Source organism: Paraburkholderia sp. UCT31 (assembly GCF_014397655.1).
In the GTDB taxonomy this organism is placed as follows: Bacteria; Pseudomonadota; Gammaproteobacteria; order Burkholderiales; family Burkholderiaceae; genus Paraburkholderia; species Paraburkholderia tuberum.
In genome coordinates this window covers 15,088-32,319 of record NZ_VZQP01000058.1, presented here as the reverse complement: position 1 = coordinate 32,319, position 17,232 = coordinate 15,088, and the positions used below count along the sequence as shown (strand labels likewise).

Sequence of the window (17,232 nt, the reverse complement as noted above, 5' to 3'; positions counted from 1 at the left end):
CTGGCTGCATCGTGCACCCGGGCCGCATCACTTTTTCCTTCCAACACCTTTCTGTAAGCAAACATTTCTTCCTCATTTTTACCGAATATTTTTTTGACGCCTTGGACTATTTTGCTGCTTGCAGCAAGGTGTGCGCCCTGCGAACCGGCTGCCGCTTTCCGCCGGTTTTTGCCGCTTCCGATCGATAATAGGCGTCATCATGTCCAACGCGTCAAGTTCTCCCCTCGCCCGTGCGGCGGTCGCCCATGTGTCCATCTGCGTGCCCACCTGCAATCGTCCCGACCTGCTGATCGAATGCGTCGACTCGTGCCTCGCGCAAAGCTATCCGCATGTCGAAATCGTGATTGGCGACGATTCGACGGACGCGCGCTCGCGGCAACTGATCTTGCAGCGTTACCGCGACGAGCCGCGCGTGCGCTACGAGAAGCACGAGCCGCCGCTTGGCCAGGCGCGCAATGTGTCGAGCCTGTTCGAGCGGGCGCGCGGCGACAAGATCCTGCTGATCCACGACGACGATCTGCTGACGAGCGACGCCGTCGACAAACTCGTGTCGTTATGGCAGCGCTATCCGCGGCTCGATGCGGCATTCGGTGCGCAATACGAAGCGGATCACGACGGTGCGATCGATCTCGCCGCGAGCGCGCGCCTGAACGAGGCGTTCCGGCGCACCGAGGCCCGCGAGGGTCTCCAGCCGCTCGCGGGCCGCACCGGCCTGATCCAGATGTTTCCGAACAATGGCTGGATGGCCGACGCGCGGCTCGTCAAGCGGGTCGGCTACGACGCGCGGTATGGCGTGTGCTGCGACTATGTGTTCGGCACCGAGCTATGCCTGGCCGCGCGCGAGGTGTTTTATCTGCACGACTATGTGTCGGTGTATCGGAAGACCGCGACGTCGGTCTCGCACAGCACGCGCGGCACGAGCATGGCCGCAACGTTGAGCGCCTATGCGTTCGTGAAGTCGCTGCGTCTGCCGGCGCCGCTCGAACCGTCGCGGCGGCAGGCGCTGCGGCGGCTCGTGCCGATCGTGGTGTCGATTCACGCGAGAAACGGCGAGGCGCGCGCGGCCTGGCGCATCGCGCGCGCGCATCTGTTCGCCTACAACTACGGCTTTAGCGCGCGGCTCTACTACCATCTGCTGATGCTGGCGCGCGCGGCCTGGCGTGGCCGTCTGCCGATGCCGCGCGCGGCGGCCGATGCTGTCGCCGGCGTAGCGGCGACGCCTTCGATGGCGACGGTCGCGGCCGTCGGCGCGGCCACGGTGAATGAGGCCGCGAGGGTCGATGAGTTCGTCGACAACGGGCCGAAGCCGGTATGAGTTGCGACAGGCGCGTCGCGACCGGCGCGAGCGAGGACCAGGTCTCGCGGTCGAGTTATGGTTCGCGCAACCGATCGACGGCATCGCCGGCCGCGCGGTGCAGATTCATCTGCGCAGCGGCGCGAGGATGGAACAGGCCGATAGCCTGCGCGACCTGCTGCATGCGTGGGGGACACGGATCGTCGTCAGTTGAGCGAAGCGCGCTGATCCTCGCTTGCGGATTGACGCGCAAACGTCGATGCCATGAAAAACGGCGGCCCGGTTGCCCTGGACCGCCGCTTGAACGCTGCCATCGCGCCACGACGTTTCGCCGTGCCCGACTAGCGGTTCACGGCTCGTGCCGCAGATATCCTTCCGACGACGGATCGCGCATGCGCAGCGACACGATACCCGCGAGTGCACACAGCGCCGTCACGTACCAGAAGAACATCGTCTCGACACCGGCGGACTTCAGCCACAGCGCGACATATTCCGCCGAGCCGCCGAAGATCGCATTGGCGAGCGCATACGACAGCCCTACGCCAAGCGCACGCACTTGCGGTGGAAACATTTCCGCCTTGATCAGGCCGCTGATCGACGTATAGAAGCTGACGATCGCGAGCGCCACCACGACCAACGCGAAGGCCGCATACGGGCTCGTCACGTCTTTCAGCGCATGCAACAGCGGCACCGTGCCGAGGGTCGCGAACAGGCCGAAACACAGCATCGAGCGGCGCCGCCCGATGCGGTCCGACAACGCGCCGAACGCCGGCTGCATCAGCATGTAGACGAACAACGCGGCGGTCATCACCGAGCTCGCGGTCTTCGCGTGCATGCCGGCCGTGTTGACCAGGTACTTTTGCATGTAGGTGGTGAACGTATAGAAGATCAGCGAGCCGCCGGCCGTGAAGCCGAGCACCGTCATGAACGCGGTCTTGTGCTCCCACAGCCCGCGCAGCGTGCCCGCTTCCTTGCGCTGGCGCATCGCCGCGGTGGTGGTTTCATCAAGGGATTTACGCAGATAGAGCGCGATCAACGCGGCGATGGCGCCAATCACGAACGGCACACGCCAGCCCCACGCCTTCAGCTCTTCGGTCGTCAGCGTCTGTTGCAGGGTCACGAGCACGAGCAGCGCGCACAGTTGGCCGCCGATCAGCGTGACATACTGGAACGACGCGAAAAAGCCGCGCCGGCCCTTCAACGCGACTTCGCTCATGTAGGTCGCGCTGGTGCCGTATTCGCCGCCCACCGACAGCCCCTGCAACAGCCGCGCGAGCAGCAGCAACGCCGGCGCGAGCGCGCCGATCTGCGCGTAGGTGGGCAGCATCGCGATCACCAGCGAGCCGCCGCACATCATGAATACCGACACCATCATCGCGGTGCGGCGACCACGTTTGTCAGCGAGCCGCCCGAAGAACCAGCCGCCAATCGGCCGCATCAGGAAGCCCGCGGCGAACACGCCGGCCGTGTTCAGCAACTGCGTCGTCGTGTTGCCGCTCGGGAAGAACGACGGCGCGAAGTAAAGCGCCGTGAACGAATACACATAGAAGTCGAACCACTCGACGAGATTGCCCGATGAAGCGCCGACGATTGCAAAAATGCGCCGCCGTGTGTCGTGCGCCGAGGCCACGACGTATTGTTCGGTTTGGTCGTTCATGCTGGTGTCTTTCCTTATTTAAACGAAGAGGACGGTCGTGGCGCCGCCTTGATGTCGCGCGCCCAGCCTGAGCGGCCGTCGCGGGTGCGCGAATTTTACATAAATGAAAGCACAGGAAGGTTTTTTGTCAGCGTGGCCTGATGAAAGCCCTGGGTCGGCCGGATTTGCGCACCAACAGAACGAAGCCCCTGCCAGTTCGGGACTGGCAGGGGCTTGACGGGCGACACGGACCGCTCAGGCGGGAGTCAGGCAGGAGTCAGGCGGCGCTCATATTCTCACGGACGGCGGCATATACCGGCAGTCGTGCCGTTTTCTGACGGTACCGTTTTCGTCGACGCTCTCGAGGTACACGTCGAACTGCCACAAGCGCGCCATGTGCTTGAGCACCTCGTCGCTATCCGACGACAGGTGCCGGTTGTCGCTCATGAAATGCCGCAACGTCAGGCTGCGATCGCCGCGTGTATTGACGGCCCACACCTGAATGTTCGGCTCGCGGTGATGCATGTCGTACTGCCGCGACAACGCCTGGCGCACGTACTGGTAGCCGCTATCGTCGTGAATCGCCGACACTTCGAGCGCGTCTCGCATGTCGTCGTCGAGCACCGAGAACAGGCGCATTTCGCGGATCAGATGCGGCGACAGATACTGCGCGATGAAGCTCTCGTCCTTGAAGTTGCGCATCGCGTAGTGCATCGCGGGCAGCCACGGACTGCCGGCCAGATTCGGAAACCACTTGCGGTCTTCGTCGGTCGGCGCTTCGCAGATGCGCCGGATATCGCTCATCATCGAAAAGCCCAGCGCATACGGATTGATGCCGCTGTAATACGGCTTCGTGACCGGCGGCTGATAGACGACGTTGCTGTGTGAATGGAGAAACTCCATCATGAAGCCGTCTTCGAGCTTGCCCTGGTTGTACATCGTATTGAGCAGCGTGTAGTGCCAGAACGTCGCCCAGCCTTCGTTCATCACCTGGGTCTGCCGCTGCGGATAGAAGTACTGGCCGATCTTGCGCACGATGCGGATCACCTCGCGCTCCCACGCTTCGAGCAGCGGCGCGTTTTTCTCCGCGAAATACAGCAGGTTTTCCTGCGGCTCGGGTGGATAGCGCCCCTCGACCTCTTCGGGCAGCGGCGTATGGCGCGTGGGCAACGTGCGCCACAACTCGTTGACCTGCGACTGCAGATACGCCTCACGTTCGCGACGCGCGGCGAACTCCTTCTGGAGCGACAGCTTCTGCGGCCGCTTGTAACGGTCCACGCCGTAATTCATCAGCGCGTGGCACGAGTCGAGCAATTCCTCGACGCGATCGAGCCCATAGCGCTCCTCGCATTCCGCGATGTAGTTTTTCGCGTAGACGAGGTAGTCGATGATCGCGTGCGCGTCCGTCCATAAGCGGAACAGATAGTTGCCCTTGAAGAACGAGTTGTGACCGTAGGCCGCATGCGCGATGACGAGCGCCTGCATCGTCATCGTGTTCTCTTCCATCAGATACGCGATGCAGGGGTTCGAATTGATGACGATTTCGTACGCGAGCCCCATCTGGCCGCGGCGATAGCTTTTTTCGGTGGAAAGGAAATGTTTGCCGAACGACCAGTGACGGTAGTTCACCGGCATGCCGACGGACGCATAGGCATCCATCATCTGTTCGGCGCTGATGAGTTCGAGCTGGATCGGATACACGTCAAGCTCGTATTGCTCCGCAACACGAGCAATATGCGAGTCGTACTCTTCGATCAATTCGAAGGTCCAGTCGGACGGGCACGGCAGAGGCCGTCTATCGGCTACGTTCATACGGACTTCCCTTTGCCCTCGTTGGGCGTTCCGGTGTGTCCCGTGCTGCAGCATCGCGGACTGCTCCGGCGCGAGCGGCTCCCGTGCTGGCCGCTCCTGCCTCGGCATGCCCCGACTGTCGCTGCGGCACGCCTTTGTTGCGCTGCGGCGCGGACATACGGCGGGTCACCCCTTGTCGTACGAATCGCCGCGCGCTTCGTCGTTCAGGCGCTTCGTGCGCCACCAGCATCCCATCAAGAAGTCGCCGCCTGCTTCTCGAACAGCTCGCGAAACACCGGATAAATATCGGCCGCGGTTTCGACCTTCTTCATCGCCATGTGCGGTTGCGACAGCGCCAGTTGCGCGTATTCGAGCCACAGATTCTGCTCTTCGGGCGTCACCTGAATATACGCAAAATACCGCACCTTCTCCAGGATGTCATCCGACAGTATCTTGCGGCACTTCGGCGAGTCGTCGGTCCAGTTGTCGCCGTCGGACGCCTGGGCGCCGTAAATGTTCCATTCAGTCGGCGAATAGCGCTCGTCCATCACCTTGCGCATCAGTTCGAGCGCGCTCGACACCACGGTACCGCCGCTTTCGGTCGAGTGGAAAAACGTGTCTTCGTCGACTTCCTCGGCGCGCGTGTGGTGGCGGATGAACACGACTTCGATGCGCTCGTAGTTACGCTTCAGGAACAGGTACAGCAGGATGAAGAAGCGCTTGGCGAGATCCTTGCGCTGCTCGTCCATCGAACCGGACACGTCCATCAGACAGAACATCACCGCCTGGCTCGACGGCGTAGGCTGCTTCACGCGATTCACGTAGCGCAGATCGAACGGATCGATGAACGGGATCCGCCAGATGCGTCCTTTCAGATGGTGGATGTCGTCCTCGAGCAGCTTGATCTCGTCGCGGCGATCGGCGGGATCGGCCCTCAACTCTTCCAGCTGCCGCTCCATTTCGTGCAACTGGTTGACGAGCGGCGCGCCGAGCGCGATGCGCCGGCCGAGCGCGCTGCGCAACGAGCGCACCACGTCGATATTGTTTGGCGTGCCCTCCGCGGCCCAGCCCGCGCGGACGCTTTTCCACGTCGGCACGGCCATCAGATGGGTCTTGACGAGACGCGGCAGTTCGAGGTCGTCGAAGAAATACTGCATGAACTCTTCGCGACTCAGCTCGAACACGAAGTCGTCCTGACCCTCGCCCTCGTTGCTGGCCTGACTGCCTCCTCCGCCGCCACCGCCGCCCTGCGGGCGCTGGATCTTGTCGCCGCGGATGTAGTCCGAGTTGCCGGGATGCACCATCTCGCGCCGGCCGCCCGGTCCATGACGGAACGACGGCTCCGCGATGTCCTTGCGCGGAATGGTGATGCTCTGGGTGTTCTGGATGTCCTTGATGCTGCGATCGCGCACCGCCTCCGAAACGGCACGACGAATATAGTTTTTGACGCGGCGCAAAAAGCGCTCACGGTTCGCAATACTCTTGTTCTTGCCTGCCAACCTGCGGTCGATGATTTGATGAAGCACGCCCGGTCTCCCGTCCATGCAACCGCGATTCCCTGCGGCCGCACTAATATTTCGGGTGCGCGAGACGCCCGCCGCGCAGTGCAACGCTATGCGGCTTGCGCCTCGCCGGTTGCCCGTACGGTCGAACCGTACGGGCGGCACACCATGAGTATCATGCGCGCATCATGACGACTTGCGCACGCGCAGATACCAGTCGCACAGCAAGCGCACCTGCTTCGGCGTATAGCCCTTCGCCACCATGCGATTGACGAAGTCTTCATGCTTGCGCTGCTCTTCGGCCGAGCCTTTCGCGTTGAACGAGATCACCGGCAACAGCTCTTCCGTGTTCGAGAACATCTTCTTTTCGATCACGACGCGCAGCTTCTCGTAGCTGATCCACGCGGGGTTCTTGCCCGCATTCGCAGCCCGCGCACGCAGCACGAAATTCACGATCTCGTTGCGGAAGTCCTTCGGATTGCTGATGCCCGCGGGCTTCTCGATCTTCTCCAGCTCGGCGTTCAACGCGGCACGGTCGAAGCTCTCGCCGGTGTCGTGGTCGCGGAACTCCTGATCCTGGATCCAGAAGTCCGCATACGTGACATAGCGGTCGAAGATGTTCTGACCGTACTCGGAGTACGACTCCAGGTACGCGGTCTGAATCTCCTTGCCGATGAACTCCGCATAGCGCGACGCGAGCACGTCCTTGATGAAGGACAGATACTTCTGCTCGGTTTCCGGCGGGAACTGCTCGCGTTCGATCTGCTGTTCGAGCACGTACATCAGATGCACCGGATTGGCCGCGACCTCGGTCGAGTCGAAGTTGAACACGCGCGACAGAATCTTGAACGCGAAGCGGGTCGACACGCCGGTCATGCCTTCGTCGACGCCCGCGAAGTCGCGATACTCCTGATACGACTTCGCCTTCGGGTCCGTGTCCTTCAGATTCTCGCCGTCGTAGACCTGCATCTTTGAGAACAGGCTCGAGTTCTCCGGCTCGTGCAAACGCGTGAGCACGGACAACTGCCCCATCATCTTCAGCGTGCCCGGCGCGCACACCGCGTTGGCCAGCGACGAGTTGCGCAGCAGCTTCTCGTAGATCTTGACCTCTTCGCTATAGCGCAGGCAGTACGGCACCTTGACGACGAAGATCCGGTCGAGCAGTGCCTCGTTGTTACGGTTGTTGCGGAATGCCTTCCATTCCGATTCGTTCGAGTGAGCGAGGATGATGCCGTCGAACGGAATCGCGCCGAAGCCTTCCGTGCCCTTGAAGTTGCCTTCCTGGGTCGCCGTGAGCAGCGGGTGCAACACCTTGATCGGCGCCTTGAACATTTCGACGAACTCGAGCAGGCCCTGATTCGCGAGGCACAGGCCGCCCGAGTAGCTGTACGCGTCGGCATCGTCCTGCGCGTACTGTTCGAGCTTGCGGATGTCGACCTTGCCGACCAGCGACGAAATGTCCTGATTGTTCTCGTCGCCCGGTTCGGTCTTCGAGATAGCGATCTGGCGAAGGATCGACGGATAGCGGCGCACCACGCGGAACTTGCGGATGTCGCCGTTGTACTCGTGCAGGCGCTTGACCGCCCACGGACTCAGAATGCCTCGCAGGTAGCGACGAGGAATGCCATATTGCTCTTCGAGGATCGGACCGTCTTCCTCGTAGTCGAACAGACCGAGCGGCGATTCGTTGACGGGCGAGCCCTTGATCGCATAGAACGGCACGCGTTCCATCAATTGCTTCAGACGTTCCGCGATCGACGACTTGCCGCCGCCGACCGGTCCTAACAGATACAGGATCTGCTTCTTTTCTTCGAGCCCCTGGGCCGAATGCCGGAAGTAGGCGACCACGTGTTCGATCACCTCTTCCATTCCGTAGAATTCACGGAATGCGGGGTATACCTTGATGACCTTGTTCGCGAAGATACGCGATAAACGCGGATCGTTGCGGGTGTCGATCTGTTCCGGTTCTCCGATTGCCGTCAACATGCGTTCGCCCGCAGTGGCGTACGCGGCGGGATTGTCTTTGCAGAGCGCGAGATACTCCTCGAGCGAGAGTTCGTCCTCCCGTGTTTTCTCGAAGCGGGTCGCGAAACTGCTGTAGATATCCATGCTACCTCCTCGCCGAAGTCTGGGGCGATGTCGTGCGCGGCGCGCTATTCGGAAACGACATCGCTCGAATTCATCCTAAACCCTTTTAAATTTTTTTTCACGGACTACGTTGCGAAAATCGCGCCGTAACCGCCACGCTACAATCCTCACCTGGAAACAGAGATTCGACCACCTACAATTTTTTTACTCACGCAGCAACCAATCACATCATCCGCTGCACCGCTGTATCGCTACTTTCTTCAGCACCGCATCGCTATTCAGTGCTCCTGCAGGACTTCGCCGGACCGCTGCATCGCGTCAAGTCACCGCGTTGCTATTGCACATCCCGTACCCGCACCGTCGACCCGCCACCAAAAAGCGGCTGTCTGCGCACGCACACTTCGTCACAAAAAGCATGCACGTGACGAACGCGCGGCGCTCTCATAGGTGTTTACGGAAGGACGCGGCAAGGTTGCAACAAATGCATTCGAACAGGTTGACGATTCAAAGACTGCCACCGTTTCAAATTCGCCAAAATAAAAACGGCTGCACGCGGGCAGCCGTTTGGAATCAAGCGTTGTAATTTGCGGTTACAAGCGCCGCAGCATCGATCAGGTCAGTTCAATTTCCACTTCACCCAATCCGTCGATATGACCACGCACGATGCCGGGTTCGTCGATCTTGTGCGCGCCGACGTATGAACCGGTGGTCAAGGTCCAGTTGCGCTCGATCGTGATGCCCATCGCCGCGCAATGGTTGACGAACCACACGAGCAGCTCGCGCGGATCGCCTGCCGGATTGCCGGTCACTTCCGGTATCAGCGAGCGGCCGTTGAAACTCAGCTCCAGTTCCGGCGACACGAAGTCGAAGCCGCGCGCGAGGCTCGCATAGACGGCCGGATGGCCGGTGATCAGCGCGCCATTGTTCTGCGCGTCGGCCAACTGCGCGAGCGGCGCGACGTTCGGCCATTCGGCGAAGCGGCTGTCGACGATCTCGATGGCCGGCAGCACGGCGCCGAGCTTCGACAGTACCTCGTCGCGCGCATACGCCTGAGCGCGCGGCTCGATCGTCACGTCGAAGCGGAACGCGATCTCGAGCTCCACCAGCACGCGAAAGAAGCCGTCATGCGCGAGCCTCGCTGGCGACGGCATCACCAGCGAGGCCGGAATCGGTGCGCCCGACGCGGCGCCGCCCGGCGACTTCGCGCCGATCTTCCACGCGCCGGTCGACTCGCCGAGGCCCACGATCACCGCCTGCTGGATCGCGTAGGCGGTCGCCGCGTCGGGCGGCAGGCTGTCGGGTGCGGGCGCGTCGATCGGCCGGCGCTGCCGGCGTGCCTCGACGAGGCGTTGCGCAAGATCGTATCGCGTCATGTCGGTTCTTTGTGGCTGGCGCATGGCAGGGTTCGCAGGACGTAGCAATATGTGGGAACCACCTGTTGGAGGTGCGGGCAGCCGCGCGCCGCGCAAACGGATCGGGGCCGTGCCCGTCAATGTACCGGATCGCGACACGCGCCGGTGAAAGGCGTCGGCGCGCAAACGTTAATTCTTGCCGGAGCTGAAAAAAAACCGCGCATGGGGTGTCCAGGCGCGGCTTTTCGCGAAGCGATCGTCGCGGGTGCGACGCGGATGCCGGACAGCTAGCGAACGGGAACGGGAACAGCTGTTGCGCCGCACGGCGCGTCTCGACTCACCTGAGGCACGACAGCGCCGCCGCCCATGTACACCTGAATCCGAGCCAGCTCAGAAGGTCTCCCAATCCCGATCGCTGCCGGCCGTCGCCGCGGACCTGGCCGGCGCGCGCGTGGGCGTGGAGGCGGCCGCTACCGGCGGCGCGACAGCGGCCGCGGCCGGGATCGATGACTTCGCCGGCAACGCCGCCTGCGCGGTAGCCGGCGTGAGCTTGCGTGCGCGTGTCGCGACCGGGCTCGTGGACACCGGGCGCTTCGGCGCCGCAAGCGCCGACGCCGCTTCGTGACCGCCACGGCCGCTGTCGTCGACCTGGAACACCGCGACCGCGCTGCGCAGCCGCGCCGCCTGCTCCTCGAGCGACGACGCGGCGGCGGCCGCTTCCTCGACGAGCGCCGCATTCTGCTGCGTGACCTCGTCCATCTGCGTGACCGCGCGCGCGACCTGGTCGATGCCGCCGCTCTGCTCCTCCGACGCCGCCGCGATCTCGCCCATGATGTCGGTCACGCGCTGCACCGCGCCGATGATTTCGCTCATCGTGCGGCCGGCCTCGTCGACGAGCGCCGAGCCCGACTGCACGCGCTCGACCGACGTATCGATCAGCTCCTTGATCTCCTTGGCCGCCGCCGACGAACGCTGCGCGAGGCTGCGCACTTCGCCCGCGACGACCGCGAAGCCGCGCCCCTCCTCGCCGGCGCGCGCCGCCTCGACGGCTGCATTCAACGCGAGGATGTTGGTCTGGAAGGCAATGCCTTCGATGATCGAGATGATGTCGGCGATCTTCGCCGAGCTCTGGTTGATGTCGCCCATCGTGCCGACCACCTGGCCGACCACCGCGCTACCCTTGTTGGCGATCTCGGACGCGTTGGCCGCGAGCGCGCTCGCCTGGCGCGCGTTGTCGGCATTCTGCCGCACCGTGCCGGTCAGCTGCTCCATGCTCGAGGCGGTTTCCTGCAGCGCCGACGCCTGCTCCTCGGTCCGCGACGACAGGTCGATGTTGCCCGCCGCGATCTGGCGCGTCGCGGTCGCGATCGACTCGCTACCGCCGCGCACGCTGCGCACCGTTTCGGTGAGGCTGCGCTGCATTCTGGCGATTCCTTCGAGCAGTTGCCCCATTTCGTCGCGCGATGTCGCGATCACCGGACGACGCAGATCGCCGGCCGCGATCGCATCGAAGTGGCCGAGCGCTTCGTCGAGCGGACGCGCGATCGAGCGGCTCAGCGTCAGATACGACAGCGCCGCCGCCAGTACGCCGATCACCAGCGCGCCGATGCTGACCACGCGAAACGTCTGGAAACTGCTCTGCGCGGAGTCGTAGCCCTGCCTGGCCGAATCGAACTGGTATTTGCGCAGCGCGTCGTCGGCGCCGACGAGGTCGTTGAAGACGACCTGCAGATTCTTCGCGTGCTCGACCAGCTTGCCCTGATCGTTCGCCGTGATCACCGCCGCGAACGTTTCGAGTTGCTGATGCAGCGCGTTGCGCTTCGCGGCGACGTCCTGCGCAAGCCGGTCTTCGTCCGCGTCGCGTGGCAGATCGAGATATTTTTTCCACCACATGTCGGACGTGCCCCCGAGCATGCGCCCGCGCTCGATGGTGGTGGCCGCTTCCGGCGTGCCGACCAGGAACGCGGCGCGGTCGAGCGCGAGTCGTTCGCGAGCCGCGTAGATTTCCGCGTTGCCGATGTTCACCGCGCCCGGCATCGCGTTGGTGAACGTGTCCTCATAGGCGTCGTTCGAACGGCTCATGCCGAACAGACCGAAAACGCCGATCGCAACCAGCAACGCGGCGAGGAACGCCATCGTGAGGCCAATTCGCGCCTTGATCGTGATGCCTTTATTCAACATGCTTGGTCCTGTGTGCTGTACTCAATGAGAGGCTGCTGCCTACGCAGCCTGGGAGCGGCGTGTGTTGGGTCCGGCGCTTTTTTGAAAGAGCGCTCTAATTTCCGTTTACGGCAGCGCACTCATAGACTTGAAGCATTTAAAAGGTATGAAAAAAGACGTTGTAAGACGTTGAAAGCAAGTTGACTGGAAATGAGTGTGTTCGCGGCGCGCAGGGAAACGCGGCGATATTCGTCAAAGCACGATTTTTGACGGTTTGGCGGCGGGAATGGGTGGAGATGTGACCCGTTCGGAGTGGCCCGAAGCGGTGGCAGGACAGTTCGATCAGGCAGCGTGCGCGGTGCCAATGCCGCTGCGGCATCAGTCCGATGCGTCGACCTCGGAGCGCGTCGGAATCGATGGCTGTGCGCCCGCGCGCGTCACCGATAGCGCGGCGGCGCGCTGCGCGAAGCGGATCGCCGCATCGACGCTCGCGCCCTGCGCGAGCTGCGCCGCGAAGCCGCCGATAAAGGTGTCGCCGGCCGCGGTCGTGTCGACCGCCTCGACGCGCGGCGCGTCGTACAGCGTCACGGCCGCGCCTTCGAGCGACGCATGCACGCCGCGCGCACCGAGCGTGACCAGCACGTTGCGCGCGCCGGCCGCACGCAATGCGGCGGCCGCCCGTGCGGCGTCCTCGGGCGAGTCGACGGGGAGACCGCTCAGCGCGGCGGCTTCGAGTTCGTTCGGAATCAGGTAGTCGATCAGCGGCAGCCAGTCGGCCGGCAACGGGCCGGTGGCGGGCGCCGGATTCAGGATCACGGTCTTACCGAGCCGCCGCGCCGCCGCCAGCGCCGCGCGCACCGATTCGGGCGGGGTTTCGAGCTGACAGATCACGACGGCGGCGGCGGCGAGCGTCGCTTCGTGTCGCGCGATGGCGGCCGGCGTGACCTCGCCGTTGCTGCCCGCGACGATCACGATCGTGTTCTGGCTCGCATCGTCGACGACGATCAGCGCCACACCGCTCGGCTCCCTGCCGGTTTCGAGCGCGGCGCAGTCGATGCGCTCCGCTTCGAGGCCCGCGCGCAGCTGCGCGCCATTCGCATCGGCACCGACGCAGCCGAGCATCGACACCTGCGCGCCGAGCCGCGCGGCCGCGACCGCCTGGTTGCCGCCCTTGCCGCCCGCGACCTGCGCGAAGCCGCGGCCGGCCAGCGTCTCGCCCGGTTGGGGCAGGCGTGGCGAACGCACCACGAGGTCCATGTTCAGACTACCGACCACGGTGACGCGTGCGCGCGTTGGGTTGCTTGCCACTCGAGTGTCCTCCGTTGCGCGACGGGTCGCGTCGCAATTGCGCGCGCGTCCTTCGAGCGCCCCTCATGCGTCCTTGATCCGGCGCATCAGGCCGCCAGATCCCGCCGTTCCTCGCCCGCCCATGTCGCGGTGGACTCCCGCACGATCAGCCGCGGCGACACCACGCGGCGGCGCGCAGGCGCCCGCGCGGTGCTGTTCGACGACGCCTCGGCGATCCGGTCGATCAGCGTCTGCGCGGCCGTGTCGCCAAGCGCGCGCACCGACTGTCCGACCGTCGACAGCGACGGGAACGTGAAGCGGCCCAGCTCGATATCGTCGAAACCGATGATCGAGCAATCGCGCGGCACGCTGATATTGCGCTCCGCCGCCGCGCGCAACGCGCCGATGCCCATCATGTCGTTGCCCGCGAAAATCGCCGACGGCCTGACCGTATCGAACAGCTGCGCGGCCGCGCGATGTCCGCCCGTCCCCGAAAAATCGCTTTCGACGATCGCATCGGCCGGAATCTCGATGCCACGTTCGGCCATCGCGCGAATGAAGCCGTGCACCCGCATCGCGCTGACCGCGGTCTGCACCGGCCCCGTGATGCAACCGATCCGCACATGCCCGAGCTCGAGCAGATGCCGGGTGGCCAGATACGCGCCCTTCTCGTGATCGATCTGCACGAGGTCCGCGCTGACTCCCTCGATGTTGCGGTCCACCACCACGAGCGGCTCGCGCGCGTCGGCGAGCGCCTGCGCGAGCACGGCGTCGTCGCCGGCCGACGCGACGATCAACCCGTCGATGCGTTTTTCCTGCAGCACGCGCAGATAGTTGCGCTGCTTCGCGGGGTCATCGTCGGAGTTGCAGAAGAACACGCAGTAGCCATTGCGCGCGCAGCCGTCCTCGATGCCGCGCGCGAGCTCCGCGAAATACGGGTTCGTGCTGTTCGGCACCACCAGTCCGATCGTCGCTGTCGAGCGCGCCTTCAGCGAACGCGCGACCGCCGACGGCACATAGTGCAGTTGACGGATCGCGTGCTCGACTTTCGCGCGCACATCGGCCGACACGGGCCGCGAGTTGTTCACGACGTGCGATACCGTCGTGAACGACACGCCCGCCACCGCCGCCACATCCTTGATCGTCGTCATAACCTGTTGCTCTCCTGTCGAACGGAGTTAGCGCTTCAGCGCTTACTCCGGTCCCATGCAGTTTCATCGCGGTCGAACGGAGTTAGCGCTTCAGCGCTTACTCCGGTCCCATGCAGTTTCATCGCGGTCGAACGGAGTTAGCGGTTTAGCGCTCACTCCGGTCCCATGCACTCATTCATCGTTGCGCCGCGGCTCCCATCTCAGGCGCGTTTGCGACGGCTGCGGTACGTATCGAGCACCACCGCCACCACGATCACCGCGCCGGTGATCATGCGCTTGGTCGGCTCGTTCGCACCGATCTGCGCGAGGCCCGCCGCCAGCACCGAAATGATCAGCACGCCAAAGAACGTGCTGATAACCGAACCACGCCCGCCCATCAGACTCGTGCCGCCAATGACGACCGCCGCGATCACCTGCAGCTCCAGGCCGACACCCGCATTCGGATCGGCCGCCTCGAGCCGCGAGATCTGGAACAGCGCCGCGAGTCCGGACAGCGCGCCCATCAGCGCGAACACGATCACCTTGTACGGCCGCGGATTGACGCCCGCGAGCCGCACCGCTTCCTCGTTAGTGCCGATCCCGACCAGATAGCGCCCGAACACCGTGCGCGTCAGCACCAGCTGCGCGATCACCATCACCGCGACCGCGATCAGAAAGGCCGGCGAGATGCCAAGCGCAATCGGGTTCGACAGAAAATCGAACGCATCGCCGATATACGCGGTGCGCGAATTGGTCATCTGATACGCCATGCCGCGCGCCGCCTCGAGCACGCCGAGCGACACGATGAACGACGGAATTCGCCAGCCCACCGTCACCGCGCCGGTCACGGTGCCGGTCAGCGCCGCGACCGCGACCCCGAGCAGCGCGCCGGCAGCTGGCCCCCAGCCCCACTTCAGCGTCACCACGCTGACCACCGACGCCCCGAGGGCGAGCACCGAGCCCACCGACAGATCGATCCCCGCGATGATCAGCACGAAGGTCATGCCGACCGACATCACGACGAGATCCGGAATCTGGTTCGCGATCGTGCTGAACGTGTCGTAGGTCAGAAAGTGCGAACTCAGCAGCGAGAACAGCACGATCATCGCGAGCAGCGCGCCGGCGAGGCCCAGGTAGTTCGAAAAGCCGAGCCGCGTGCCGGCCGGCTTGCCGCTCGCGAGCGGCGCCGACGGATCGGCGGGCGGCGTCACGGCGGGCGCGTCCGGCGCACCGCCTTGCTGGCCGTCCTGCTGGCCGTCCTGCTGGCCGTCCTGCTGGCCGCCCAACTGGCCGTCCAACTGGCCGTCCTGTTTGACACCCGCCGCCTCGCGCCACGATTGATCGGTCATCACAGACTCCCTGCTTCGTTGACGCCGTGCGTGTGCAGCAGCGCGTCACGGCCGCGGTAGCCGGCGAACGCAGCCGCGAGCAGCGCATCCTGGCTCCAGCTCGCGCGCTCGAACACGCCTGTCATGCTGCCCGCCGACATCACGCCGATCCGGTCGCAGATCAGCATCAGTTCGCGCAGATCGCTCGACACCACGACGAGCGCGCGGCCGTCGCGAGCGAGCCCGCCCATCAGGCCGTAAATATCGAACTTCGCGCCGACGTCGATGCCGCGCGTCGGTTCGTCGAACAACAGCACGCGGCAGTCGCGCGCGAGCCAGCGGCCGATCACGACCTTCTGCTGGTTGCCGCCCGACAGCTCGCCGACAACCTGCGCGGGCCCCGAGCTGCGAATCCGCATCGCGGCGATCTGCTTGCGCGCCAGCGCGTTCTCGCGCTTCGCGTCGACGAGGCCGTGCCGCGCGACGCTGCCGAGATTGCCGAGCGACAGGTTGGCCGCGATCGGTTGCGGCAGCAGCAGGCCTTCGCCCTTGCGGTCTTCGGTGATCAGCGCGATACCCGCGCGTACCGCGTCCGCCGGCGAGTCGATTTGCACCGGCGTAGGCGGGGCGCCCGGCGTTGCGGCGAGCGACACGCTGCCGCCGTCCTTGCGGTCGGCGCCGTAGATGAGCCGCATCAGCTCGGTGCGGCCCGCGCCGATCAGTCCGCTCACACCGAAAATCTCGCCCGCGCGCACCTCGAACGACACGTCGCGCACGACCTTGCCGCGCGCGAGCCGCTCCACTTTCAGGAGCGGCGCGCCGATGTTGCGCTCGCCGAGATCGATATGCTCGCCGAGCTCGCGGCCGACCATCCACGTGACGATCTGCTCGCTCGTCAGGTTCGCCATCGCGTCGACATGCACGAGGCGGCCGTCGCGCAGCACCGCGACCCGTTCGGCGACCCGCGCCAGCTCTTCGAGCCGGTGCGAGATATAGACGAGCGCGACGCCGCGAGCCTTGAGCCGCCCGATCTGCTCGAACAGCAGATCGACCTCGCGCGCGGTCAGCATCGCGGTCGGCTCGTCGAGGATCAGCACGCGGCAGTCGTCGATCAGGTTGCGGGCGATCTCGACCATCTGCTGATGACCGATGCCCAGTTCGCCGACCAGCGTGTCGGGATCGATCGCGTCGAGCCCGACCTGCGTCATCGCCTCGCGCGCGTTCTCGCGCAGCTTGCCGCGATCGATCCAGCCGAAGCTGAACGCGCCCGCACGCGGCAGCCGGTTCAGGAACAGGTTCTCGGCGACCGACAGCGTAGGCAGCAGATTCAACTCCTGCATGACCATGCGCACGCCGAGCGCCTCGGCCTCGGTGCGGCTCGCGGGCGCGTACGGCGCGTCGGCAAGCCGCATCGTGCCCGCGCTCGCTTCGACCAGCCCGCCGATGATCTTCGACAGCGTGCTCTTGCCCGCGCCGTTCTCGCCGGTCAACGCCAATACCTCGCCCGCTCGCAGCGACAGCGATACGTCGGCGAGCACCGGTTCGGCATAGGTCTTGCCGATGCCGCTGACGCTCAGTACGACAGGCAAGGCGTCGTGGTCGGTCGAATCCATCGCGCTCCTGGTTGCATGGCGCTTCTGGCGCCTTCGTGGCGCCCCACTACG

The 17,232-nt window shown here is 64.6% G+C and carries 12 protein-coding genes; 2 read left to right on the top strand and 10 right to left on the bottom strand.

What is annotated here, in order from left to right; genetic code table 11:
* Nucleotides 1–199: 199 nt before the first annotated feature.
* Both F6X40_RS33915 and F6X40_RS33910 read left to right on the top strand, forming a co-directional pair.
* Nucleotides 200–1,315, top strand: a complete 1,116-nt coding sequence (locus tag F6X40_RS33915) for a glycosyltransferase family 2 protein (RefSeq protein WP_187630832.1) — start codon at nucleotides 200–202, stop codon at nucleotides 1,313–1,315.
* Nucleotides 1,281–1,508 (top strand): hypothetical protein, encoded by a 228-nt coding sequence (locus F6X40_RS33910; protein ID WP_187630831.1) that lies wholly within the window; start codon nucleotides 1,281–1,283, stop codon nucleotides 1,506–1,508. Before F6X40_RS33915 ends, F6X40_RS33910 begins: the two co-directional genes overlap by 35 nt.
* A 135-nt stretch (nucleotides 1,509–1,643) precedes the next feature.
* On the opposite strand, the gene F6X40_RS33905 is transcribed toward F6X40_RS33910, so the two are convergent.
* The 10 genes from F6X40_RS33905 to F6X40_RS33860 all read right to left on the bottom strand — a co-directional run bounded on the left by F6X40_RS33905 (nucleotide 1,644) and on the right by F6X40_RS33860 (nucleotide 17,181).
* Nucleotides 1,644–2,951 carry an MFS family transporter gene (locus tag F6X40_RS33905; protein ID WP_184065970.1) on the bottom strand — a complete coding sequence of 436 codons (1,308 nt, stop codon included), beginning with the start codon at nucleotides 2,949–2,951 and terminating at the stop codon, nucleotides 1,644–1,646.
* A 267-nt stretch (nucleotides 2,952–3,218) separates the two neighbouring features.
* Nucleotides 3,219–4,742 carry a SpoVR family protein gene (locus tag F6X40_RS33900; protein ID WP_184065973.1) on the bottom strand — a complete coding sequence of 508 codons (1,524 nt, stop codon included), beginning with the start codon at nucleotides 4,740–4,742 and terminating at the stop codon, nucleotides 3,219–3,221.
* A 233-nt stretch (nucleotides 4,743–4,975) separates the two neighbouring features.
* Nucleotides 4,976–6,247, bottom strand: a complete 1,272-nt coding sequence (locus F6X40_RS33895) for a YeaH/YhbH family protein (protein WP_187630830.1) — start codon at nucleotides 6,245–6,247, stop codon at nucleotides 4,976–4,978.
* 162 nt (nucleotides 6,248–6,409) lie between these two features.
* Nucleotides 6,410–8,332 (bottom strand): PrkA family serine protein kinase, encoded by a 1,923-nt coding sequence (locus F6X40_RS33890; RefSeq protein WP_187630829.1) that lies wholly within the window; start codon nucleotides 8,330–8,332, stop codon nucleotides 6,410–6,412.
* Nucleotides 8,333–8,922: 590 nt separating this feature from the next.
* Complete coding sequence (locus F6X40_RS33885) at nucleotides 8,923–9,684, bottom strand: 2-keto-4-pentenoate hydratase (RefSeq protein WP_187619491.1); 762 nt, start codon at nucleotides 9,682–9,684, stop codon at nucleotides 8,923–8,925.
* 369 nt (nucleotides 9,685–10,053) lie between these two features.
* Complete coding sequence (locus F6X40_RS33880; protein WP_187630828.1) at nucleotides 10,054–11,844, bottom strand: methyl-accepting chemotaxis protein; 1,791 nt, start codon at nucleotides 11,842–11,844, stop codon at nucleotides 10,054–10,056.
* Nucleotides 11,845–12,201: 357 nt separating this feature from the next.
* Nucleotides 12,202–13,131 carry a ribokinase gene (gene rbsK / locus F6X40_RS33875; RefSeq protein WP_187630827.1) on the bottom strand — a complete coding sequence of 310 codons (930 nt, stop codon included), beginning with the start codon at nucleotides 13,129–13,131 and terminating at the stop codon, nucleotides 12,202–12,204.
* Nucleotides 13,132–13,217: 86 nt separating this feature from the next.
* The gene (locus tag F6X40_RS33870; RefSeq protein ID WP_187630826.1) at nucleotides 13,218–14,261 is read right to left on the bottom strand and encodes a LacI family DNA-binding transcriptional regulator; all 1,044 of its coding nucleotides are present in this window, start codon (nucleotides 14,259–14,261) and stop codon (nucleotides 13,218–13,220) included.
* 200 nt (nucleotides 14,262–14,461) lie between these two features.
* Nucleotides 14,462–15,589, bottom strand: a complete 1,128-nt coding sequence (locus F6X40_RS33865) for an ABC transporter permease (RefSeq protein ID WP_187630825.1) — start codon at nucleotides 15,587–15,589, stop codon at nucleotides 14,462–14,464.
* Nucleotides 15,589–17,181 carry a sugar ABC transporter ATP-binding protein gene (locus F6X40_RS33860; RefSeq protein ID WP_187630824.1) on the bottom strand — a complete coding sequence of 531 codons (1,593 nt, stop codon included), beginning with the start codon at nucleotides 17,179–17,181 and terminating at the stop codon, nucleotides 15,589–15,591. The genes F6X40_RS33865 and F6X40_RS33860 overlap by 1 nt, the downstream gene beginning before the upstream one ends.
* Nucleotides 17,182–17,232 lie beyond the last annotated feature (51 nt).

Coding starts and splice junctions, on each gene's coding strand:
- F6X40_RS33870 (WP_187630826.1), bottom strand. CDS start 14,261: ATGACGACGATCAAGGATGTGGCGGCGGTGGCGGGCGTGTCGTTCACG.
- F6X40_RS33905 (WP_184065970.1), bottom strand. CDS start 2,951: ATGAACGACCAAACCGAACAATACGTCGTGGCCTCGGCGCACGACACA.
- F6X40_RS33890 (WP_187630829.1), bottom strand. CDS start 8,332: ATGGATATCTACAGCAGTTTCGCGACCCGCTTCGAGAAAACACGGGAG.
- F6X40_RS33900 (WP_184065973.1), bottom strand. CDS start 4,742: ATGAACGTAGCCGATAGACGGCCTCTGCCGTGCCCGTCCGACTGGACC.
- F6X40_RS33915 (WP_187630832.1), top strand. CDS start 200: ATGTCCAACGCGTCAAGTTCTCCCCTCGCCCGTGCGGCGGTCGCCCAT.
- F6X40_RS33910 (WP_187630831.1), top strand. CDS start 1,281: ATGAGTTCGTCGACAACGGGCCGAAGCCGGTATGAGTTGCGACAGGCG.
- F6X40_RS33880 (WP_187630828.1), bottom strand. CDS start 11,844: ATGTTGAATAAAGGCATCACGATCAAGGCGCGAATTGGCCTCACGATG.
- F6X40_RS33885 (WP_187619491.1), bottom strand. CDS start 9,684: ATGACGCGATACGATCTTGCGCAACGCCTCGTCGAGGCACGCCGGCAG.
- F6X40_RS33865 (WP_187630825.1), bottom strand. CDS start 15,589: ATGACCGATCAATCGTGGCGCGAGGCGGCGGGTGTCAAACAGGACGGC.
- F6X40_RS33860 (WP_187630824.1), bottom strand. CDS start 17,181: ATGGATTCGACCGACCACGACGCCTTGCCTGTCGTACTGAGCGTCAGC.